Raw genomic sequence first — 21,781 nt, forward strand, 5'->3', positions numbered from 1 at the left:
CACCGTATTAAGGGTTTGAAGTGCACTTATAGGTATTATACATTCTGAGTAAAAACAAAAAAGTCTCGCCAGAAGCAAGACCCTTTTCAGAATATAAACCCAAATATAACTTTAGAGATTAAAAGTTTCTGTTGAAATTAAACTAAAATTTGGCAATACAAATGATCTCAAATTTTAATTCGACTTTTTACTCTATGAACAAAATATTCAATTGAACATTTATATCGAGTCCAAAGTAAGTGGATTTTGCTTTTAATTACAAATTGAAAAATAAATTTTGCTATATTTTGAACAATCTGTAATTTACAGGCAGATTTATTAACAATCATCCAAAATCACTCGATAAAAATGGACAAAATTTTAGATATCGACAACATCGACTTGAAGATCATTTCGCTCCTCAATGAAGATGCCAAGACTCCCTATACTGAAATTGCCAAAAAAGTCTTCGTTTCTTCTGGAACGGTACACGTACGCATGAAGAAGTTAGAAGATATGGGTATCGTCAAGAGTGCCACTTTAAACATAGATTTTTCTAAGCTTGGCTATGACATATCTGCATTTCTGGGGATTTACCTTGAAAAAAGCTCGCTTTATGATACAGTCATCGAAAACCTGAAGACAATCTCAGAAGTAGTTAGCGCCTATTATACCACTGGCAATTATTCGATCTTTGCAAAAATCATCTGCAGAGACACCAACCACCTACGATTTGTCCTTGACACAATTCAAAAAGTCGAAGGAATCGACAGAACAGAAACATTAATTGTGTTGGAGGAATCTATCAACAGACCTATACAGTTTTTTGACAAAGAGAAATAAGCCAATTAAGATTAAATCTAAATAAAGGATTTACCTATTCAATTAAAAATCAAAAGTATTGAACCTTCAATACTTTTTTTTTGTAAACACGGTATAGAATAGATAAAAAGGGCGTTTTCTATTGGAGAATTATATGTTCGATAGAATTATCCAATGGGTAAAAACATGGTATTTTCATTATATGTTGTACCTTCGCCGTTAAAATGTAATTAGTCTAAATAACTCAGCAACAATGAGCAAAGACAATCAGATTTTAGAAGAACTAACGTCAAAAGAGTACGAGCATGGCTGGTCAGTCAACTATGAAGCCGACGAGGCTCCAGTAGGTTTGACTGAAGAGACCATTCGGTGGATATCTGCAAAAAAAGAAGAACCAGTTTGGCTTCTTGATTGGAGATTGAAAGCGTTCAAAACATGGGAAGCCATGTCAGAGCCAAAATGGGCGAATGTTCATTATCCAAAAATCGACCTCCAGTCTTTAAAATATTATTCAGCACCTAAGCAAGCTAGCAAGCCTAAAAATTTGGATGAAGTAGATCCAGAATTATTGGATATCTACAAGCGATTAGGTATTAATTTGAATGAGCAAAAGAGACTTCAAGGAATTGCAGTAGATGCAGTACTTGATTCAGTTTCTGTAGCGACCACTTTCAAAGGCACTCTTTCCAAACTTGGTATTGTATTCTGCTCCTTCAGTGAAGCAGTCAAAGAACATCCAGACTTGGTAAAGAAATACTTAGGATCAGTGGTGCCAATGACTGACAACTATTACGCAGCGCTTAATTCAGCTGTATTCTCTGACGGTTCATTCTGCTACATTCCAAAAGGCGTTCGTTGCCCAATGGAGCTTTCTACTTATTTCAGAATCAATGCCGCTAACACAGGCCAGTTCGAAAGAACGCTGATCGTAGCTGAGGATGAATCATATGTATCTTACCTAGAAGGCTGTACTGCTCCGCAACGTGATGAAAATCAATTGCATGCAGCAGTGGTAGAAATATACGCTGGAGCACATGCCGAAGTGAAATACTCTACTGTTCAGAACTGGTTCCCAGGGACCAAGGAAGGCGTAGGTGGAATTTACAACTTCGTAACTAAGCGTGGAATTTGTGCAGGTGACTTCTCTAAGATTTCTTGGACACAGGTAGAAACAGGTTCTGCTGTGACATGGAAGTATCCTTCTTGTATTCTAAAGGGCGATAATTCTATCGGAGAATTTTATTCTGTAGCGGTAACCAATAACTATCAGCAGGCAGATACCGGAACGAAAATGATTCACATTGGTAAAAACACCAAGTCAAGAATCGTATCCAAAGGTATTTCCGCAGGAAAATCTCAGAACTCATACAGAGGTCAGGTACAAGTGATGAAGCGTGCTTCAAACGCGCGTAACTTCTCACAATGTGATTCCCTACTCATGGGCGATCGCTGTGGTGCTCATACCTTCCCATACATCGACATCAATAATCCGACTGCAAAAGTGGAACATGAAGCGACTACTTCGAAGATTGGAGAAGATCAGCTTTTCTATTGCAACCAAAGAGGTATTGCTACGGAAGATGCAGTGGCTTTGATCGTAAATGGATACGCTAAAGAGGTATTGAACCAATTGCCAATGGAATTTGCTGTGGAAGCACAGAAGTTGTTGGCATTGACACTTGAGGGATCAGTTGGTTAAAGGAATTTGAGGTTTGAAATTTCTGATTTGAAATTATGGCAACCATCACACGCTTTGAAGATTTAGACATCTGGAAAAAGGCTAGAGAATATTGCAGAATCATATTTAACCTAACTCAACAAGAAGGTTTCAGGAATGATTTCAGTCTGAAAAATCAAATTAATTCATCTTCAGGATCAATTATGGATAATATAGCTGAAGGTTTTGAGCGAGAAGGAAATAAAGAATTTATTCAATTCTTAAGTATTGCTAAAGCTTCAGCAGGTGAGTCAAGGTCTCAGTTATATAGAGCTTTTGACAGAAATTACATATCTGAAGAAACACTTCATGTGACTAGTGAAAAGAGTCTAGAAATTAGTAAGTCAATTTCCGGATTTATAAAATATTTAAAAGACAGTGAGATTAAAGGAAACAAGTTTAAAAGCTTAAAATAAGGTTTCCTCAATTTCAAATATCAAATGTCAAATTTAAGATTATGCTTAGTATAAAGAATTTGCACGCCTCTATAGAAGGAACTCCAATCCTGAGAGGTATCAACCTAGAAGTGAAAGCAGGAGAAGTTCATGCGATCATGGGGCCAAATGGTTCAGGTAAATCTACCCTTGCTTCAGTATTGGCAGGAAGAGAAGAATATGAAATAACAGCTGGTGAGGTTTCCTTCAAAGGCAAAGACCTTTTGGATCTTTCTCCAGAAGACAGAGCAAGAGAAGGTGTATTTCTTGCCTTCCAATACCCTGTAGAGATCCCAGGTGTTAGCTCGACTAACTTCCTAAGAACTGCAGTCAATCAAGTAAGAGAATACCGTGGTGAAGATCCTCTTGATGCGGTGAAGTTCTTGACCTTGATGAAAGAAAAAATGAAGCTGGTGGAGATGGATCAGAAGCTTTTGAGCAGAGCCTTGAATGAAGGTTTTTCAGGTGGAGAAAAGAAAAGAAATGAGATCTTCCAGATGGCGATGCTTGCTCCGACCCTTTCTATTTTGGATGAAACAGATTCAGGACTTGATATCGATGCACTTCGTATCGTTTCAAACGGTGTTAACCAACTAAAATCTAAAGACAACGCAACTATCGTGGTCACTCACTACCAGAGATTGCTGGATTACATTATTCCTGATTTTGTACACGTATTGTACAATGGACAAATTGTAAAGTCAGGTACCAAAGAGCTTGCACTAGAGCTAGAAGAGAAAGGTTACGATTGGATCAAAGACGAGGTCAATTCCAACGCTACCGTTTGATTTTCATCCTAAAACATCACGCATGAGTACGCTTATCAAGCAAGATATACTTGTGGAATTATTGGGTAATACAGGCATTGGTTTCGAAGAAGCTAGAGCTGCAGGAAAGGAAGCTTTCCAAGCCCAAGGACTCCCTACCAATAAATCAGAAGAATACAAATTCACTGCGATTACCAAAAAGATTGAGCAAAGCATCCAAAACTTTGCTTCAGCAGAAGCTTTCGAAGTGACTGCAGATCAGGTGAAAGCAAATGTATTCGAAAGTTACGAAGGTGACGTTTTGGTTTTTGCCAATGGACAATTTCTACCTGCTCTTTCTTCTACCATTGAAGGAGTGGAAGTTGCGCTTCTTTCAGAAAAAGCTAACACTCCTCTGGGAAGTGTCGCAAAACCTGAGAAAGATCCTTTTTGTGCACTGAATCAAAGTTCTTTTGACGCTGGGATTTTCATCTCCGTAGCTAAAAAAGCTCAAATCCAGAAACCGATTCTTTTGTTGAATTTCTTCAAGGCAAATGCTGGTCAAGTAATCCAACCAAGAGTATGGATAGAAGCTGGAGACTTTGCAGAAGTGTCCTTTATCAATCACAGCGTCAACCTAAGTGATACGCCATATTTTGTCAATAAAGTAGTAGAAGTAAAAGGCGGAATCAATACACAGATCCGCTACTACAAGCTGCAGAATGAAGGCAAAAACGCCATCGAAGTCAGCAATATTGAAACTGATATTCAAAAAGACGGAAGATTCACTTCAGTAAACATTTCTCTTTCGGGCGAAATGGTTAGAAATAACCTGAGCATCAATATCCTCGGAAGCAATTCCGAAGGAAATATGTATGGTTTGTATTTGCTAAACGGCAAGACCCATGTGGATAATCATACCAATGTGGATCATACCGTGGCTCATGCAGAATCCAACGAGCTATATAAAGGTATTTTGGCAGACAGTTCACGTGGAGTTTTCAATGGGAAAATTTTCGTAAGACAGGACGCTCAGAAGACTAACGCATTCCAGCAAAACAATAACATTCTTTTATCAGAAGATGCTGTGGTCAACACCAAACCACAACTTGAAATCTGGGCAGATGATGTAAAATGTTCTCACGGCTGTACTACTGGTCAGCTTGACGAGGAAGCGCTTTTCTATCTTCAGGCTAGAGGCATAGCCAAAGACCAAGCTAAAGGCTTGCTTCTTTATGCATTTGCAGGTGAAGTGATGGCACATATCAAAGATGAAAGTTTCCGCGAGTATTGCATCGCACAAGTTCAAGAACGCCTAGGAAGTAACTTCTAAGCAATGGGACTAAACATAGCAAAAATCAGAGGCTTGTTTCCTGTACTTCATCAAGAAGTGCATGGCAAGCCTTTGGTGTATTTTGACAATGCTGCTACGACCCAAAAGCCTCAGGCCGTTCTAGACGCCTTGACGAATTACTACGAAAAAGACAATTCGAATATCCACCGTGGAGCTCATGCTTTGGCAGATCGAGCTACTCGCTATTTCGAAGAGACCCGAGAAGCTATTCAGCATTTCATCAATGCACGTGAAGCTGCAGAGGTGATTTTCACCAAAGGAACTACAGAAAGCATCAACCTAGTTGCTGCTACTTTTGGAAGAAAGTTCGTAGAAAAAGGTGATGAAATCATCATCTCTACACTGGAGCACCATTCCAATATTGTTCCTTGGCAAATGCTCTGCGAAGAAAAAGGTGCAGTTCTCAAGGTAATCCCGATCAATGATGCCGGAGAAATCATTTTCGAAGAATTCGAAAAAATGCTCTCTGCGAAAACCAAATTGGTAAGCATAGTTCATGCTTCCAATGCATTAGGAACAGTCAATCCTGTCAAAAAAGTAATAGCAGCCGCACATGCAGTTGGGGCTAAAGTACTTTTGGATGGTGCACAAAGTTCCAGTCACTTGCAAATCGATGTGCAGGATTTGGATTGTGATTTCTTTGCTTTCTCAGCACATAAGCTTTACGGCCCTACTGGGCTAGGAGGATTATATGGCAAAAGGGAAGTTTTTGAAAGCATGCCTCCCTACCAAGGTGGTGGAGAAATGATCAAAGAAGTGACCTTTGAAAAAACCACTTACAATGAGATTCCTTTCAAATTCGAAGCTGGAACACCTAATATCGCTGATGTAATTTCTTTCAAAGCCGCAATTGATTTTATCAATGAGCTTGGGAAAGATGCTATCAAAGCGCACGAGGATGAATTGCTTGCCTATGCCAATGAGCAGCTGATGCAAATCAAAGGCTTCATCCCTGTAGGAACTGCCCAAGAAAAAGTCAGTGTACTTTCTTTCAACATCAATGCGATGCATCCTTATGATGTAGGAATGATGCTAGATGCCAATGGTATTGCTGTCAGAACTGGCCACCATTGCACACAGCCACTGATGAAAAGATTGGGCCTAGAAGGAACTGTAAGAGCATCTTTTGCTGTTTACAATTCCAAATCAGAAATAGATAAACTGGCAGAAGGCGTAAGCCGAATAGCCCGAATTAAAAATAAATGAGCAGTATCCAGGAAGTTCAAGATGAGATAGTATCGGAATTTGAAATCCTTGGGGATGACAAAGAATCCACCATTTATTACATCATGGAATTGGGTGGAAGCTTAGAAGATTTCCCTGATAATGAAAGAATTGAGGTGAACACGATCAAAGGCTGTCAATCAAAAGTATGGTTGATTGCAGATGAAAAAGACGGGAATGTTCACTTTCAAGCGGATTCCAACACGGATATCACCAAAGGATTAATCTCACTTTTGCTGAGAGTATTGAACTATCGAAGCCCAGAAGAGATTATAAATGCAAAGCTTGATTTCGTGGAAAGAATCGGAATGGGTTCAATCATCGGAAGCCAGCGTTCTAATGGATTTGCTTCGATGATCAAGCAGATCAAATTATACGCGATGGCGATTCAAACCAAGCAAAATGCCTGATAATATGTCAACAGAAAGCACAACGGAAACTCCAGCAGGACAAGTAGAAAATCTCAAGGAAAAAGTAGTACAAGCGATCAAGTTAGTCTATGACCCAGAGATACCTGTGGATGTGTATGATCTTGGGTTGATCTATGAGATCACAGTTTACCCAGTAAACAATGTGTATGTCTTGATGACTTTGACTTCTCCTAATTGCCCATCTGCGGAATATATCCCTACGGAAGTGAAGGATAAAATCCAGCAGATCCAGGGTATCAACAATGTGGAAATCGAATTGACATTTGACCCTCCTTATTCTCAAGATATGATGTCCGAAGCTGCTAAGCTTGAATTGGGCTTTTTATAATTAAGAACTTTAAAAACTAGTAATATTATGTATCCAGAAGAATTGATCGCTCCAATGAGAGCCGAACTTTCCAGCGTAGGATTTGAAGAGTTCAGAACTGCTGAGCAAGTTGCAACGCATCTTGGTCCAGACCATAAAGGCACTACCCTTGTAGTAGTAAACTCTGTTTGCGGTTGCGCAGCAGGAGCTGCAAGACCAGGAATTACTTATGCTGTAGAACATGCAAAAGTAAAACCTACTACTCTTGCTACAGTATTTGCAGGTAATGACAAAGAAGCTGTAGAGAAACTAAGAGAGCTTTGCCTCCCTTACCCTCCTTCTTCTCCAGCAATGGCATTGTTCAAAGACGGTGAGTTGGTGCATTTTATCGAGCGTCATCACATCGAAGGAAGAAATGCTAAAATGATCGGCGACCACTTAGTGGAAGTGTTCGAGCATTTCTGCGCATAAAAATTAGCCCTCCGGGGCTTTTTTTATTCTCAAATTTTAATTTTCACTAAGTCCATAGAATAAGACTTCTTGATTATTAAGAATTTATTAAGGCAGCGGCAAGATTTATTGGGATTAAAATCACATTTCACATGAATAATATCCCATAGATCATATTTGGCAATCAAAAAGCTACTTGATTTTATTATCTTACCAGCCTATTTCGAGGTTTTTTAACATAAGCAATCCAAACAATAACTATATGTCTGAATCAGCTAAGCTTTCTTTCAAAGGACAAGAATATGAATTCCCGGTCATTACCGGCACAGAAAATGAATCAGCGATCGATATCGCTAAACTTAGAGCATCCTCGGGACTTATCACCCTTGACCCAGGATACAAAAACACTGGAGCAACAAAAAGCGCCATTACTTTTTTGGATGGTGAAGAAGGAATTCTTCGCTATAGAGGATATAGAATCGAAGATCTGGCAGAGAAGTCTAACTTCCTTGAAGTATCCTATTTATTGATTTATGGTGAGCTACCTACTCAAGCTCAATACGAGAGTTTTTCTAAAGAAATTACTCATCATACCTTAGTTCATGAAGATATCAAGAAGATTTTGGAAGGCTTCCCTTCTAACGCTCACCCTATGGGCGTTCTTTCTTCTATGATTTGTGCACTTACAGCATTCTATCCAGATTCTTTGAATCCTAATAGAACTGAAGAGGAAGTTAATTTGAGTATCATTCGCCTAATAGCGAAAATGCCAACTTTCGCTGCTTGGGCATATAAAAACGAAATGGGTCATCCTGTTAACTATCCTGATAACTCATTGGATTATTGCTCAAACTTCTTGAAAATGATGTTTGCGCTTCCTGCAGAGAAGTATGACGTAGATCCTATCGTTTCTGCAGCATTGGACAAATTACTTATTCTTCATGCAGATCACGAGCAGAATTGCTCTACCTCTACTGTTAGAATCGTTGGTTCTTCTCAGTCTAGTATTTACGCTTCTATTTCTGCAGGTATCAATGCACTTTGGGGACCACTTCATGGTGGAGCAAACCAATCTGTTATCGAAATGCTTGAAGCAATCAAAGCTGACGGCGGAGATGCTAAGAAGTATTTGGATAAAGCAAAAGACAAAAATGATCCTTTCAGATTAATGGGCTTTGGACATAGAGTTTACAAAAACTTCGATCCAAGAGCTAAGATCATCAAAAAAGCAGCAGACGACGTGTTAGAGAAATTGGGTGTAAATGACCCAGTGCTAGACATTGCAAAAGAATTGGAATATGCAGCGCTGAATGATCAGTACTTCATTGATCGTCAATTGTATCCAAACGTAGATTTCTACTCTGGAATTATTTACAGAGCTCTAGGTATCCCTACTGATATGTTCACCGTAATGTTTGCGCTAGGTAGACTTCCAGGCTGGATCGCACAGTGGAAAGAAATGAGAGAGAATGGAGAGCCAATTGGCCGACCAAGACAAGTGTATACTGGATCGAATGAGCGTGACTACGTATCGATGAATAAGCGATAAGTGTAGAGTTTATTCCACAAATTGTCTAAATAGCCAGCTATAATCTAGCTGGCTATTTTATTTAAAGAACAGCTAATAACGAATACCAAACTGGTATAGCCTTTGACTATTCATTTTTAACCAAACATACATATCATGTCAGCCCATACTTTCGAAGATGCTGTAGCATTAACCAAGAAATTCACTGAAAAACCAAGCAACGAGGATTTACTCAAGCTTTATGGACTTTACAAACAAGCCACAGAGGGAGATAATGAAGCAGAAAGACCAGGAGGTTTTGACTTTAAAGCCGCTGCCAAATACAATGCATGGGCAAACCTGAAAGGTAAATCCAAAGAAGAAGCCGCCGATCAATACATCAAATTGGTGGATCTACTAGCCAAGACACACGTTTAACCAAAAATAGCCTGAATGATTCAGGCTATTTTTGGTTAGGGTTAGAGTAACTTTCACCTATTCTTGAGATGAAATCAAGTCTTTTTTATTGGCAAACCTAGAGGCGATCACAGATCCTACAATAAGCTGCTGAATGTGATAAAGCATTACTGGGAGCAAAACCAAACCTAATGTCGCAGGGTCGGGAAAAATAACCTTGCCGATAACTACTCCTTGAACAAGTGATTTTTTGGAACCACAAAATAGCGCTGTCACACGATCTTCCCAGCTAAAACCCAGCATACGACACAAGATTTCAATTACAGCCCACACTAAGAAAAACAATCCCAACATCGTAGCCCCTACTTCTAGCAATACGGTTGGCTTATAATGCGCAAAAACATCCTGATAAAAAGACTGCGCAAAGGAGGTAAATACGATAATCATAATCACCGTCTGATCCACATATTTGAGCGCTGCAAGATGCTTCTCTATTTTTGGAAACAGCCATCGATGTGCAAGAACTCCAAGGATAACAGGCAGAAGCACCTTCAGGGAAAGTTCGCCCAAAGTAGGTAGGAAGTCCATTTGAATATCTGCGGAATTTGCCAGAACTCCCATCCAAGCTGGAGTAATTACCACTCCAAGAAGACTTGAAATGCTGGCATTGAAAATGGCTCCGGGGATATTTCCATGAGCTATAGAAACCATCACTACCGAAGCGCTCACCGTCGACGGCAACACTGACAAATAGGTGATCCCTAGTTGGAAGTCCTTGTCTATCCAACTCATAAAAGGCATCACAGCTAGCACGAGCAAGGGAAATAACACAAAAGTAGTCAGCTGAATTAGTATGTGAAGTTTCCAATTTTTCAGGCCAGACTTCAGCTGAACTGGATCGAGTTTTACTCCATAAAGGAAAAACACCATTCCAATCCCTACATTGATTATAGGTTTCCAGGGAACTGGAGATTGATTAGATCCTGCAAATGGAAATAACCAAGCCAGTAATATCGCTGCAAACAAGCCCAGCAAAAAACCGTTGATACCAACTTTTTTGAGTGTTTGAACTAACTTATAAATCATCCGATTGTCAAGCGCTTAAAATTATCACAGAGAATGGCTGTGGCGATCGCCACGTTCAATGACTCTGCTTGACCAAAACCTGGAATTGTCACCTTGTCTGTCACCTGTGCTGCAAGTTCTTCGGATATACCATTTGACTCATTTCCCATCAGTATAACACCCTGTGAAATTTGCTTCATTTCGTGCACATTTTCCCCATCTAAGAACGCTCCATAGACTGGAACATTCCATTCTTGAAAAACTTTATCGAGCTCAGCATAGAAAAATTTAACTCTAGTAAATGAGCCCATACTGGATTGAATCACTTTAGGGTTATAAAAATCTGCCGTTTGGCTTGAAAACACCAAGTTTTTGATCCCATACCAATCTGCAATTCTGATAATAGTACCAAGATTACCAGGGTCTCGCACATCATCTAGACCAATCACAAAATTGTTTTCAGGGAAATCAAAAGCGCTATTAGGCTTCATATGTACCACAGCTAAGGCACTATCATTGCTTTGATATTGCCCCAGGTTTTCCAGTTGATTTTGAGTAGCTATGATGACCTGAGCATCACTGCTATTGATTAGTTTACTATACCTATCAAAAAAAGATGTGGTCGTCACAAGTAGTTCTACCCTAAAATCAGAGTTCAACACTTCTAACACACTCTTCTCCCCTTCCACGAAGAACTTTTGTTCCTGATTTCGGAATTTCTTTTGATGTAAGGATTTAATAAACTTAACTGTATTTTTGCTAAGCATTCGGATCGACTCTGCCATTTTGAAATTCACCAAATATATACTTTTTATCTGTGTCCTCTGGGCCATGGCTGCTTGCTCTTTGAGCAAAGATCTACCTGAAGGCGAATTTGTCCTTGAGAAGAACAGCCTTGAGGGAGTAAAGAAGGCAAATCACCTAGAAATTGAGAACTTATTTTTTCAAGAGCCAAATACCAGAATTCCGCTTACCAATTCATCCTTGGGTGTAACCATTTATAGATTTGGTCAGGCATTCTATGACAGTGCAAAAGTAAGCGATAAACTGGAAGCAAAGAATGCGGAGCTTCAAGAAGTCAAGGCAAATCTTCTAGAGACACCTGAGGATCGTAAACATATCAAAAGAAGAGATAAGCTCTTGACGAAAATTGAAGACTTAGAAAAATTGGAGGAATATGGGAATTTCCTGATGCGTACTGGGAATCCCGTAACCATCCTAGACTCTGCCCAAACTGAGAAAACAGTCAATGAAATAGACAGCTACCTGTACAACAAAGGGTTTTTAGATTCGGAAGTATCCTTTGGAGTAAAAACCAAGAAAAAGACTGCTAAAGTAACTTACATCATCCAAGAAAATGAGCGCTATCTGCTAGATTCAATTTACACCCGTTCTGATAATGAAGGGATATTGGCTTTGATTAAGGAAACCCAAACTAAATCCTTCATTAAACATGGGGACAGCTACATTCAAAGCAATTTCACAAAGGAAAGAGAGCGCTTGGAGGAGCTTTTCAAAAACAACGGATATTACATGTTTACGAAGAGTTTTATCGATTACAACTTGTACTACGATACTATATCCAAGCAAATCAATGTTGAGCAAAGAATACTGAAACCTTCTTTTGCAGAAAAACATGAAGTTTATAGCATTGATTCGATCACCTTCAAAGTCAGCCCACCAAGTGAAGATTTTATAGATGAAAAGGATCATAGAAATTATCAAGATATAGATTTCACGTTTTATAGAGATCGTTTTTCCGCCAAGTTGTTTAGCTCAAGAATTTTATTTGACGAAGGGCATCTGTATAAAAGAGAGGACATCATAGAAACTCAAAAGCAATTAAGTAATCTTGATTTATTTCGGTATATCAACATTTCTTTCGATACAGTAGGCACTAGTCTTACAGCTAAGATTTTGACACAACCCAATCAAAAATATCAACTCACCAATCAACTTGGATTGAGTATCACAGAACAATTGCCAGGACCATTTTTTAGCATGGTATTAAGGAATAGAAATTTCTTCAGAGCAGGAGAAATTTTGGAGTTTAGTACGAGAATGGGATATGAAGGAGTTGCTTCTGCGACTGATCAAGGAGTATATCAAAGCAAGGAGTTTGGAACCTCAGCTTCGGTCATATTCCCTAGATTCCTTATCCCATTTTATGGGAGAGCACTACAAAAGTTTGGCCGATACAATCCCAACACCCGTACTCAGCTCGCTTACAACTACACTAATCGCCCCGAATACACTAGATCAGGACTAAATGCGCTCCTAGCCTATACCTGGGTTACTCGAGGAAATAGGCAACAATTCACCATCAATGTAGCAGACATCAATTATGTTCGTACTCCAAAAATATCTGATGACTTCACTGACGTTTTATTGGATTTAGAAAGTCAGGGTAATAATTTGATTTGGTCCTTCCTGCCATCATTTATTAGTAGCATTTCGGGACAGTCTATTATTAACTTTAATAATTATGGCAATTACAATTCCTCAAATAAAGCCTCATTACTCAAATTATTTGTAGAAAGTGGTGGAACTACTTTAAACTTTGTAAACACTCCTAGCAATAATGAAACTACTGATTTTGCTAGATTTCAATGGCTCAAATTCCAGGCTGATTTCCGTAGGTATCATCCTATAAATGAAAAATCCACACTAGCCTATAGGGCAAACTTCGGAATTGCGAATCCTTATGGAGTGAGTAATGGAATCCTCCCCTACGAGAAATATTTCTTTGCTGGTGGAGGTACAAGCATACGAGCCTGGCAAGCAAGGCGATTAGGCCCGGGAAGCTATACACCTCCAATAGGAGACAACGGTCGATATGATTATGCATTTGAGCAGCCCGCAGAGATGATTATTGAAACCATGTTAGAATATCGCAGGAACCTAGTTGGTTATTTCGACATGGCGGTATTTGTAGATGCAGGTAACTCCTGGGTGATAGGCGTGGACAATTCACGTCCTGGAGCAGATTTTAGATTTGATCGATTCTACAAAGAGATTGCCATAGGAACAGGCTTAGGGCTGAGAATGGATTTTAATTTCCTGGTAGTAAGACTTGATCTAGCAACCAAAGCGGTGGATCCATCCATGCCTGAAGGTGAAAGATGGGTGCTAGATAATATATCATTCAATCAAATTTTTGGCCTAAAAGGCCAAACTGTTCTTAACTTTGGCATAGGTTACCCATTCTAAAGCAAAAATAATGTCCCGAAAGAGTAAAGAAGAAATAGCGGAAATCTATAGGAAGATGCAGGATCATATCTGCAAGGAGTTAGAGCTAGCGGATGGCACAGGGAACTTTAAAGAAGATCTATGGACTAGACCTGCCGGAGGAGGTGGCAGAACTAGAATTTTCGAAAATGGTAATATTATTGAAAAAGGTGGCGTTGCATTTTCGGCCGTTCATGGTCCTACCCCAGACAAAATTCTCAAGAAGCTTAAATTAGATAAGGCAGATTTTTTTGCAACTGGCGTATCCATCGTCTTGCATCCCAAAAGCCCTATGGTCCCTATTATCCACATGAACATCCGATATTTTGAGATGGATAATGGAGAGCACTGGTTTGGAGGCGGGATAGATCTGACCCCTCATTATATACACCCAGCCGATGCCAAACACTTTCATCAAGAAGTGAAAGATGTCTGCGACCAATATAATGCTAGTTATTATCCCAAATTCAAGGAATGGGCAGACGACTATTTCTATGTCAAACACCGAAATGAAACTCGTGGAATTGGAGGGATTTTCTACGACAGACTGAAAGCTAAGGACGATCAGGAGTTTGAAGAAATACTGCAATTCAGTCTTGCCTTAGGACGTTTATTTCCAGATGTTTATGGAGATTTGATGAAGAAAAATTCTAACATCCAATTTGGAGAGAGGGAAAAACAATGGCAGAGCCTGAGAAGAGGTAGGTATGTTGAATTCAACTTAGTTTGGGATGCCGGAACCAAGTTTGGCCTTGACACCAATGGTCGTACGGAAAGTATTCTGATGAGTATGCCGCCAATGGCTAGTTGGGAATATAGTCACGAACCCGAAGTTGGCTCGAAAGAAGAATTTACTCTTAACAATCTCAAAAAAGGAATAGACTGGTTATCTTATAAGCAATGATCGAACAAATCAAGACTTGGGATGAAGAGATATTCCTCTGGTTGAATTCCTTTCATGCTGATTGGCTGGATCCTGTTGCCTATCAGTTATCTCAAACGTTCATTTGGGTGCCATTTTATGCATTACTGGTATATTTTATCATTAAAGTAGAAAGAAAAAATAGCTGGTGGGTGATCGGAGGTATAGCATTAACTATACTTATTGCTGACCAAGTGACTTCTGGGCTGATGAAGCCATTTTTCGAAAGACTGCGCCCTTGTCATGATGAACGATGGAATGGACTTGTTCATAACTATAATAGATGTGGCGGGCTTTTTGGATTTGCTTCATCCCATGCAGCAAATACCTTTGGGCTAGCAGTTTTTCTAAACCTTAAAATGAAAGGTAAGCTTCGTTTTCTCCCATGGCTATTTTTGTGGGCTACGATAATATCATACACTAGAATATACCTAGGTGTACATTATCCTTTGGATATTATTGTAGGAGCAATTGTGGGAATTGCTGCAGGACTATTATCTTGGATTATTGTTGTCTTTTTAAAAAGAGAAATTCTAAAGATATTTCTAAAGTGAAAAAAATTATAAGGTAAAATGAAGCTGAATTTTTTTTTGATAATATCTACAGGCTTAATTCTAGCAAATTTTCACCGTGCTTATGGTCAAAACGACTCTACAAATCTGGAGCCGCAGCAGGAAGTTTGGCCTGAGCTAAACCTCTATTATCAGATCAATGATAACTTTAGGCTGTATTCGATAGTATCAGGCACAAAGGTAGACCAATCAAGTTATAGTGAAGGAGCGTTTTCTATTTTTGTGGATTACTTTGGATTAAAAGCTCCTATTTCAAAGTTGAATTTCGTAGGACGTGAAGAACGCTTCAGATTTAGACTTCGTGTAGGGTATTTATACTCTACTACCCCTCCTACAGATGATGATAAAATCAGATCAAGTACCTTCCGAATACAAACTGCTAACACCTTCTCTATTACTCCAAAATTTAGACTTTATTACAAAGGAAAATTGGATATGGTGATTGCTGATCATGAGTTTAATGCACGCTATGTACCAAGACTAATAGTAGAAAGGGATTTTAGAACTGAATACTTAACATTCTCAGCGTACACCTATGTAGAGCGATATCTTGACTTTCAGGGAAGAGGACTCAATAGAACCCGGCTTGCAGCTGGAGCCAACTTGAGGGTTAGTAGGAGTATTGATTTCGAAACCTATTTTCTTCATCAATTTGGCAATGGAGACAATGTCCCTACTGTGAAAGCAATTGGGTCAAGATTAAAGATTTATTTCTCAAGAGTAAAGAAAAAGACTACCACTCAAAGTGCAAAAATAGCTAAATAGGGTAATCTTAACTTCTCAATTGAAAAACAATAACTAATTTCCAGTATGTATTTTTTACTACCTGCAAAAAGCATCAAGAAACTTAGGGCAAAATCATCCTATTTCATAGGACTATTTATAGTACTTATAATCAGCACCCTAACTTCTCAAGCCCAAGACACTCATCACTGGAGCAATCAATTTGGAACTAGAGCTGCCTTATTGGGTGGAGCGGTCCTCACTGACACCATAGATAATGCTGGCGTATTTTACAATCCTGGGAATTTAGCTTTTCTAGATACTACTTCCTTATCTATCAATGCTAATCTTTATGGACTTGAAAATGTAAAAATTGAGAATGCCTTAGGACAGCGAGCTGATTTCAAAGGAATTCAGTTCAATACCGTCCCCTTACTCATCAGTGGCTCTATTCAAACCAATTCTAACTGGAATATCAGTTACGGCTTACTCACACCCGTAAGTTTTAATTTTAATGGCGTTGCTAGAATGGATGGTTTTTATGACGTGGTTGGGGATCAGGTCAGCCCAGGATTAGAAGAGCTCGTTGCCGAATCAGATTTAATCACCAAAGTCAATGAAACAACCTTAGCACTCGGTGTTGGCAAAAAATTAAACTCCAACCTAGGCTTTGGGGTTACGCTATTGAATACCCTTCGCTCAGTAAACTTTTCCTACAGGTTTTCTGCCAAAACACTTACAAATCAAACAGATTACTTCCTGATATCTAGAACTCAAAATGAGTTTGTGAATTATTTTGCTGTTAGAACAGCACTAAAGCTTGGATTAAATTATCAAAAACCAGGCTATGGTTTTGGATTAACGATGACTACACCAAGCTTAGACTTGCTTGGTAGTGGAACAGTAGCCGAAGACCTCACACTCTCAAATATTTTTCTTCCTGGATCTAATGAGCCTTTAACTGCCTATGCAACAGATAGGCAAGAAAAACTTAAAACTACCTACAAGTCTCCTATAGAAATTGCAGCCGGGGTTCATAAGAACTTCAACCAATCCACACTTAGCCTAAATATCACATACTTCGGAGGAGTTGATTTATATCGTATCATCAATGCAAAACCTAATGCACTAGTGAGACCTGAGTCTAAAGGATCAAATATTAACAGCGATGAATTTTTAAATGTGGTGACTGCCATGAAACCCGTAACCAATTTCGCGATTGGCTATGAAAATAAAATTAAAGAGAACATTACCCTAATGGGTAGTGTTAGAACTGATTTTAGTTACTTTGATCCCGAAACAGTCAATTCAACTCAAATCGTAACTGGAATAACCCAGTGGGATATTTTTCATCTCTCTTTGGGAACCGAAATAAAAAAATCCAGGAGTAGTTTAACAATCGGATTGGTGTATAGCTTTGGCTCTACAAATGATTACTTACAGCGAGGAAGCTTTAATGAAGTGGATGCCGATGAGCTTTTGGAAGGAGCCTTGGTAATCACAAAGGCTGGTTATACTAATATTGGACTCTTGGTAGGTTATGCATTCAATTTCAAAAAATTCAATTAGGCTAATATGAAAAAAACTTTACTACTAGCATTGGTCTTTGGTATTGGCGTGATGGGACTGAGAGCTCAAGTCACTACCATAAACCTCGATCTGATCACTGGGGAGATTAATGGTGGCATGCCATTACCTGCAGAGGAAGAATTCTATATCAGAGGAGCTATTCCCGAAAAAATAGAGATGGTTAAATTGATTATTTACCCATCCAAAAGATCCGAAAAAGCAGCATACACCTATTTTTGGAAAGCTCCATTTGGATACAAGGATTTATCCTACCAAGTATTGATGGCGGATCCATTGAGATCGAATACAGATTATCATATGGAGTTTGGGTACTATCAAAAAGCTGGGGCAGATCAGATTCAAGAAGTCCGTAGTCTTATTCACCAGAATATCAAAACTTACCTTAACACGGTGACTACGATCAAAAAAGGCGGGATCAGTTTTTCTGAATCTGATGAAGTGCTATTAAATAACTTGTCACGGATAGTGGATCAGGGAGCTTATTATTTTGAGCTTCCAAACGGAGAGCATTTCCCAGGGTTTAGCGATATCACTAGAGCTAAGCTCGAACAAAGGAGTAAGCTAAAGATGGGTAAATCTAAATTTAATGTAGTCGGCTTATCTGAAAACGATAATGCAAGAGCAGCTTACGCAGATGAATATATTACGGACTTAGAAGCCATACTCTTCTCAGAAGTTGATCAATACTTAAGTCCAAATATGCTAGTTCGGGTTGACGAAAAAATCTTCCAAAACTATCCAACTGAGAAACTGGCTAACTCACTACCAATTAATGTTGGTTATGGTGCTATTTCCTTGAGTACAGGCCTGCCGGAGCAGGAATTTGTAACAAGTCCATATGCTGGGTTTTCCTTCCCACTTGGCAATAGAACATTTGCCAAATTCATGAACAACATGTCTATTTCTACAGGTTTCTTCCTCTCTGGAGACATAAGGAATCAACTGGATGAGAAAATATCTGGACCTGTGCTGGACAGACCTATCTATGTAGGGTTAGGATATAATTTCTTCCGATTCATTAGATTGAATGCTGGAGGAACATTTATTACAACGGAACATCTAAGCGGAACGAATCAGAATAGCTTTCACCCCTTTGTAGGGATAAGTGCTGAATTCAATATTTGGTTGGGAGTAGGAAGCAAAAAAAGGTAAGGATATGAAAAAGCTAAGTTTATTAATTCTCGCTTTTGCCTTTGCCTTTTCTGCTCAGGCACAATTACATGGATACAAATGGAGATTTGGAGTCAGTGCAGGTACGACCAATTATCTAGGAGATATACGTCCTATGGAAGTTAACAATTTTCAGAATTTTACTAAATATTACAAGCGATACAAGACCTATTCAGATCAATTATCCTATCAACTCTCGATAGAATATGCTTTAGGCAACTCTGTAGGATTGATGCTGACAGGTGGTAGCTATCAATTTGGATCTAGTGATCGATTTATAAAAAATGATGGATCCCTATTTATTGAAAGCCCTACATTCGACCGCGCATTAAATTTTCAAACAGACGTATATGATGCTGGATTGTCCTTTGTGATCAAGCCAGACAACAACTGGCTTCTTTCTGGCAAATCCTTCTTTGCCCCATACATCACTGTGGGAGCTGGTGTACAAAGCTTCAAAGTTCATGGAGATTTACTTGATGCAAATGGAAATCAGTATAACTACTTCAATGCTGCGGTAATTCCAGACGGGGTTTTTGAAACAGAACTCAGCAGTCTTAGGACTGAAAATCCGGATGGTTATAAAACCACTTCCTTATATGCTAATGTTGGGTTAGGTCTTCGCTTTAGAATTACTAAAAGCATCGAATTATTTGCACAATCTGATTTCAAAAGAACGAATACAGATTATTTAGATGATGTTTCTGGCGTGTATAGAAGTAGCTATGACAATGCCTTCCAAGAGTATGCCGCTAAACCAGGTACTAACATGGTTAGCAGTGACAATCCCTATAGAGGCATGGAAAACGGCAGACCAGACTGGTATATTTATCATGGAATTGGTGTCAAATTCAGTTTAGGAGCAAACAAAAAATCTTTCAATCCGCCTGTGATCACACAGCGATACACTTATGTCCCTACTGAGCTTTCCAATGCTCAAATGGCCAAAGAAGAAGCACAGGAAAAGGCTAGAAGTGCATCTGGGCAAGTAACGAATAATTACTTCACGGTAATCCAGTTACCTACCAATGGATCCGCAGTTTCAGGAACTGAAGGAGCAATTACTGACTCTACCACTTTGGCTGAACTTGATTTGCAAATTGATTCATTGACTATTGAGAGACAAGGTGTTCAACAAAGCATAGCAACTGCTGGAAGTGACCTAGAAAATATAGACCAAGCTTTGGCTTTAGCCGAAAGAGATTCCTCTGTCTCTGAGAATATCATGGCAGTAAGAGTTACTAATCTGCAAACTGAGAAATCAACAGTAGAAACTCAAATGATTGAGCTCATGTCTCAACACTCAGAGTTTCAATTCAAGCTGGACTCGCTTAATGCCGTCAAGAACACTGGAAGTGCATCTGTAAGTAAATTAGATTCCGCAAATTTGATGAATCAACTGATAATTTACCCTGGACAGGTAAGTAAGATCTTATATAGTAGCAATCCTGCCGTCTTATCTCTTGATTCTACTGCACAGGTTTCTGATGTATATGCTGAGACCACAGCCTCTAATACGATGACACGAGAGCAATTCGATGAAGAAATGGAGCAGTTCAGATCTGATATGTTAGCTGCTCAGGCAACTAGAGATTCGGCAATGATGATGGCCTTCTCATCTCAAAATCAGATAGTTGAATCCCGAAAGCATGATGATCCAGAACCTCAAGAATTCAATATTGAAACCTCTGGAATGGATGATAAAACTGCTAAAAAATTGGAGAAAAATTCCAGAAAGCAGGATAAACTAGAAGAGAAGAATAACAGATTACTGAGAGATGCATTACTAGTAGGTGGAACCGCTGCGACTACCGCCGCCATCTCTAATAGTGGTGACAAGAAAAATGCTGCAGCAGTGGCAGCAAATGACTCTACACTTAGAGCTAGAATAGCACAAGACTCATTAATTATTGATAGTCTATCAAATATCCCACGCGTGGTGGACACGGTCACCGTGAAAGAAATACAGGAAAAAAATGTCAAGACTCTGCTACACCAAAGTAAGATCGAAGTGTACTTTGATGTTAACAATGCTGAACTTACAGATGCTGAACGGGACAAACTATCTCCTGTGGCAGACTATATGAAAGAAAATCCAGAGGTCAGTGTTGAGCTTGTTGGGTTTGCAGACAACACAGGATCCGTCTCTTATAATCTCAACCTGACAGAAAAGCGAGTCGAAGCTGTCTCTACTGCACTTAAAGACTACTTTAAGATCCCATCGGAAAGAATAAACATAAGTAATGGTGGGCTAATAATCAGAGGAAACTCTAAAGGTTCCGTAGAAACAGATCGTAAGGTAGAAATACGAGTCCTAAAAAATTAAGCTTGTCAATGAACTAAATGACCAATAAAGAAATCTGTCCCTTATATTTATAGAAAAAAAATCTAAGTTTGTGACTAATTATAGACACTCAGTATTCAGAAAGACTAATATCAAATCAAAATAATTATGAAAAAGCTAATTTTCTCTCTACTCTTTCTTGGAGCCTTTTCAACGCTCTCACTTGCCCAAGAACTAAGGATAAACACCTATGCGGGTTATGTATTCAAGGATAGGGTAGATTCATATTACTCAAACAGCTCCTATTTCGACGGGCAGATTCAGGATGGACTAAGATGGGGAGCAGGTATAGAATACCACATACCTAATAGAGGTGCAATTGAAATCCAGTATTTACGTCAAGACACCAACGCGCCTACAAGGTATCAGGATGGTGGAATCTTCAATGGTCAAATTCAAAACACTGATTTTGATGTAGCAATCAACTGGTTGATGCTTAATGGTACAAGATACTTTCCAATAAATGATTTAATCGAACCATTTGGTGGTATGGGCATAGGCATGGGGATATTCAATATCGGTAACCCAGATACTGGAAAAGATAATACAGGAACCAAATTCGCTTGGAATATCCGTGGAGGATCAAACTTCTGGGTAGCTGACAATATTGCTATTAGACTTCAAGCATCCTTATTTTCTGCTACTCAGGCATTTGGTGGAGGACTTTACTTTGGTACTGGAGGATATGGAGGCGGACTTTCTAGCTACTCTTCTATGTATCAGTTTGGGTTAGAAGGAGGCTTAGTTTTCAGACTTCCTCAAGCAGGTAAATAAAACAA

Annotated in this window: 21 protein-coding genes; 19 read left to right on the forward strand and 2 right to left on the reverse strand. The window is 39.1% G+C overall.

Going from position 1 to position 21,781, the window contains the following annotated elements:
• Positions 1 to 348 precede the first annotated feature (348 nt).
• The 11 genes from LV85_RS10170 to LV85_RS10220 all read left to right on the forward strand — a co-directional run bounded on the left by LV85_RS10170 (position 349) and on the right by LV85_RS10220 (position 9,409).
• Complete coding sequence (locus tag LV85_RS10170) at positions 349 to 822, forward strand: Lrp/AsnC ligand binding domain-containing protein (protein ID WP_111318993.1); 474 nt, start codon at positions 349 to 351, stop codon at positions 820 to 822.
• 232 nt (positions 823 to 1,054) lie between these two features.
• On the forward strand, positions 1,055 to 2,500 hold the full coding sequence (gene sufB, locus LV85_RS10175; protein ID WP_111318995.1) for a Fe-S cluster assembly protein SufB: 1,446 nt from the start codon (positions 1,055 to 1,057) through the stop codon (positions 2,498 to 2,500).
• 35 nt (positions 2,501 to 2,535) lie between these two features.
• A complete protein-coding gene (locus LV85_RS10180; RefSeq protein WP_111318997.1) occupies positions 2,536 to 2,934 on the forward strand; it encodes a four helix bundle protein in 399 nt (132 codons plus the stop codon).
• A gap of 41 nt (positions 2,935 to 2,975) precedes the next feature.
• On the forward strand, positions 2,976 to 3,740 hold the full coding sequence (sufC, locus tag LV85_RS10185; protein ID WP_111319000.1) for a Fe-S cluster assembly ATPase SufC: 765 nt from the start codon (positions 2,976 to 2,978) through the stop codon (positions 3,738 to 3,740).
• A gap of 22 nt (positions 3,741 to 3,762) precedes the next feature.
• A complete protein-coding gene (gene sufD / locus LV85_RS10190; RefSeq protein WP_111319002.1) occupies positions 3,763 to 5,031 on the forward strand; it encodes a Fe-S cluster assembly protein SufD in 1,269 nt (422 codons plus the stop codon).
• Between the two features lie 3 nt (positions 5,032 to 5,034).
• Entirely contained in the window at positions 5,035 to 6,258 is a 1,224-nt protein-coding gene (locus LV85_RS10195) for a cysteine desulfurase (RefSeq protein ID WP_111319004.1), read from the forward strand.
• Positions 6,255 to 6,686: a SufE family protein gene (locus LV85_RS10200; RefSeq protein WP_111319007.1), complete on the forward strand. Its 432-nt coding sequence runs from the start codon at positions 6,255 to 6,257 to the stop codon at positions 6,684 to 6,686. The genes LV85_RS10195 and LV85_RS10200 overlap by 4 nt, the downstream gene beginning before the upstream one ends.
• Entirely contained in the window at positions 6,679 to 7,035 is a 357-nt protein-coding gene (locus tag LV85_RS10205; RefSeq protein WP_245942250.1) for an iron-sulfur cluster assembly protein, read from the forward strand. Before LV85_RS10200 ends, LV85_RS10205 begins: the two co-directional genes overlap by 8 nt.
• Positions 7,036 to 7,062: 27 nt before the next feature.
• Positions 7,063 to 7,485 (forward strand): BrxA/BrxB family bacilliredoxin, encoded by a 423-nt coding sequence (locus LV85_RS10210; RefSeq protein ID WP_111319009.1) that lies wholly within the window; start codon positions 7,063 to 7,065, stop codon positions 7,483 to 7,485.
• Positions 7,486 to 7,726: 241 nt separating this feature from the next.
• The gene (locus LV85_RS10215) at positions 7,727 to 9,013 is read left to right on the forward strand and encodes a citrate synthase (RefSeq protein WP_111319011.1); all 1,287 of its coding nucleotides are present in this window, start codon (positions 7,727 to 7,729) and stop codon (positions 9,011 to 9,013) included.
• 135 nt (positions 9,014 to 9,148) lie between these two features.
• Positions 9,149 to 9,409 carry an acyl-CoA-binding protein gene (locus LV85_RS10220; RefSeq protein ID WP_111319013.1) on the forward strand — a complete coding sequence of 87 codons (261 nt, stop codon included), beginning with the start codon at positions 9,149 to 9,151 and terminating at the stop codon, positions 9,407 to 9,409.
• A 57-nt stretch (positions 9,410 to 9,466) separates the two neighbouring features.
• Here the strand turns inward: LV85_RS10220 and LV85_RS10225 are convergent, their stop codons facing one another.
• Complete coding sequence (locus tag LV85_RS10225; RefSeq protein ID WP_111319015.1) at positions 9,467 to 10,474, reverse strand: bile acid:sodium symporter family protein; 1,008 nt, start codon at positions 10,472 to 10,474, stop codon at positions 9,467 to 9,469.
• Entirely contained in the window at positions 10,471 to 11,220 is a 750-nt protein-coding gene (locus LV85_RS10230) for a TrmH family RNA methyltransferase (protein ID WP_111319340.1), read from the reverse strand. The genes LV85_RS10225 and LV85_RS10230 overlap by 4 nt, the downstream gene beginning before the upstream one ends.
• A gap of 19 nt (positions 11,221 to 11,239) precedes the next feature.
• On the opposite strand from LV85_RS10230, the gene tamL reads away from it, so the two are divergent.
• The 8 genes from tamL (at position 11,240) to LV85_RS10270 (ending at position 21,776) form a co-directional block, all read left to right on the forward strand.
• Positions 11,240 to 13,663, forward strand: coding sequence for a translocation and assembly module lipoprotein TamL (gene tamL / locus LV85_RS10235; protein ID WP_111319017.1), 2,424 nt, complete (start codon positions 11,240 to 11,242; stop codon positions 13,661 to 13,663).
• A gap of 10 nt (positions 13,664 to 13,673) precedes the next feature.
• On the forward strand, positions 13,674 to 14,585 hold the full coding sequence (gene hemF, locus LV85_RS10240; protein ID WP_111319019.1) for an oxygen-dependent coproporphyrinogen oxidase: 912 nt from the start codon (positions 13,674 to 13,676) through the stop codon (positions 14,583 to 14,585).
• Positions 14,582 to 15,157 carry a phosphatase PAP2 family protein gene (locus LV85_RS10245; protein WP_111319021.1) on the forward strand — a complete coding sequence of 192 codons (576 nt, stop codon included), beginning with the start codon at positions 14,582 to 14,584 and terminating at the stop codon, positions 15,155 to 15,157. Before hemF ends, LV85_RS10245 begins: the two co-directional genes overlap by 4 nt.
• An 18-nt stretch (positions 15,158 to 15,175) precedes the next feature.
• Positions 15,176 to 15,940: a hypothetical protein gene (locus LV85_RS10250; RefSeq protein ID WP_111319023.1), complete on the forward strand. Its 765-nt coding sequence runs from the start codon at positions 15,176 to 15,178 to the stop codon at positions 15,938 to 15,940.
• 45 nt (positions 15,941 to 15,985) lie between these two features.
• The gene (locus LV85_RS10255) at positions 15,986 to 17,467 is read left to right on the forward strand and encodes a hypothetical protein (protein WP_111319025.1); all 1,482 of its coding nucleotides are present in this window, start codon (positions 15,986 to 15,988) and stop codon (positions 17,465 to 17,467) included.
• 6 nt (positions 17,468 to 17,473) lie between these two features.
• On the forward strand, positions 17,474 to 18,640 hold the full coding sequence (locus LV85_RS10260; protein WP_111319027.1) for a hypothetical protein: 1,167 nt from the start codon (positions 17,474 to 17,476) through the stop codon (positions 18,638 to 18,640).
• A gap of 4 nt (positions 18,641 to 18,644) precedes the next feature.
• Complete coding sequence (locus LV85_RS10265) at positions 18,645 to 20,984, forward strand: OmpA family protein (protein WP_111319029.1); 2,340 nt, start codon at positions 18,645 to 18,647, stop codon at positions 20,982 to 20,984.
• Between the two features lie 126 nt (positions 20,985 to 21,110).
• Positions 21,111 to 21,776: an outer membrane beta-barrel protein gene (locus tag LV85_RS10270; protein ID WP_111319031.1), complete on the forward strand. Its 666-nt coding sequence runs from the start codon at positions 21,111 to 21,113 to the stop codon at positions 21,774 to 21,776.
• Positions 21,777 to 21,781: the final 5 nt, after the last annotated feature.

Origin of the sequence: Algoriphagus chordae (assembly GCF_003254055.1) — a bacterium.
In the GTDB taxonomy this organism is placed as follows: domain Bacteria; phylum Bacteroidota; class Bacteroidia; order Cytophagales; family Cyclobacteriaceae; genus Algoriphagus; species Algoriphagus chordae.

Bases quoted from the DNA above. Each gene is read 5' to 3' on its own strand.
- LV85_RS10170 (WP_111318993.1), top strand. From the start codon at position 349: ATGGACAAAATTTTAGATATCGACAACATCGACTTGAAGATCATTTCG.
- sufB (WP_111318995.1), top strand. From the start codon at position 1,055: ATGAGCAAAGACAATCAGATTTTAGAAGAACTAACGTCAAAAGAGTAC.
- LV85_RS10180 (WP_111318997.1), top strand. From the start codon at position 2,536: ATGGCAACCATCACACGCTTTGAAGATTTAGACATCTGGAAAAAGGCT.
- sufC (WP_111319000.1), top strand. From the start codon at position 2,976: ATGCTTAGTATAAAGAATTTGCACGCCTCTATAGAAGGAACTCCAATC.
- sufD (WP_111319002.1), top strand. From the start codon at position 3,763: ATGAGTACGCTTATCAAGCAAGATATACTTGTGGAATTATTGGGTAAT.
- LV85_RS10195 (WP_111319004.1), top strand. From the start codon at position 5,035: ATGGGACTAAACATAGCAAAAATCAGAGGCTTGTTTCCTGTACTTCAT.
- LV85_RS10200 (WP_111319007.1), top strand. From the start codon at position 6,255: ATGAGCAGTATCCAGGAAGTTCAAGATGAGATAGTATCGGAATTTGAA.
- LV85_RS10205 (WP_245942250.1), top strand. From the start codon at position 6,679: ATGCCTGATAATATGTCAACAGAAAGCACAACGGAAACTCCAGCAGGA.
- LV85_RS10210 (WP_111319009.1), top strand. From the start codon at position 7,063: ATGTATCCAGAAGAATTGATCGCTCCAATGAGAGCCGAACTTTCCAGC.
- LV85_RS10215 (WP_111319011.1), top strand. From the start codon at position 7,727: ATGTCTGAATCAGCTAAGCTTTCTTTCAAAGGACAAGAATATGAATTC.
- LV85_RS10220 (WP_111319013.1), top strand. From the start codon at position 9,149: ATGTCAGCCCATACTTTCGAAGATGCTGTAGCATTAACCAAGAAATTC.
- LV85_RS10225 (WP_111319015.1), bottom strand. From the start codon at position 10,474: ATGATTTATAAGTTAGTTCAAACACTCAAAAAAGTTGGTATCAACGGT.
- LV85_RS10230 (WP_111319340.1), bottom strand. From the start codon at position 11,220: ATGCTTAGCAAAAATACAGTTAAGTTTATTAAATCCTTACATCAAAAG.
- hemF (WP_111319019.1), top strand. From the start codon at position 13,674: ATGTCCCGAAAGAGTAAAGAAGAAATAGCGGAAATCTATAGGAAGATG.
- LV85_RS10245 (WP_111319021.1), top strand. From the start codon at position 14,582: ATGATCGAACAAATCAAGACTTGGGATGAAGAGATATTCCTCTGGTTG.
- LV85_RS10250 (WP_111319023.1), top strand. From the start codon at position 15,176: ATGAAGCTGAATTTTTTTTTGATAATATCTACAGGCTTAATTCTAGCA.
- LV85_RS10255 (WP_111319025.1), top strand. From the start codon at position 15,986: ATGTATTTTTTACTACCTGCAAAAAGCATCAAGAAACTTAGGGCAAAA.
- LV85_RS10260 (WP_111319027.1), top strand. From the start codon at position 17,474: ATGAAAAAAACTTTACTACTAGCATTGGTCTTTGGTATTGGCGTGATG.
- LV85_RS10265 (WP_111319029.1), top strand. From the start codon at position 18,645: ATGAAAAAGCTAAGTTTATTAATTCTCGCTTTTGCCTTTGCCTTTTCT.
- LV85_RS10270 (WP_111319031.1), top strand. From the start codon at position 21,111: ATGAAAAAGCTAATTTTCTCTCTACTCTTTCTTGGAGCCTTTTCAACG.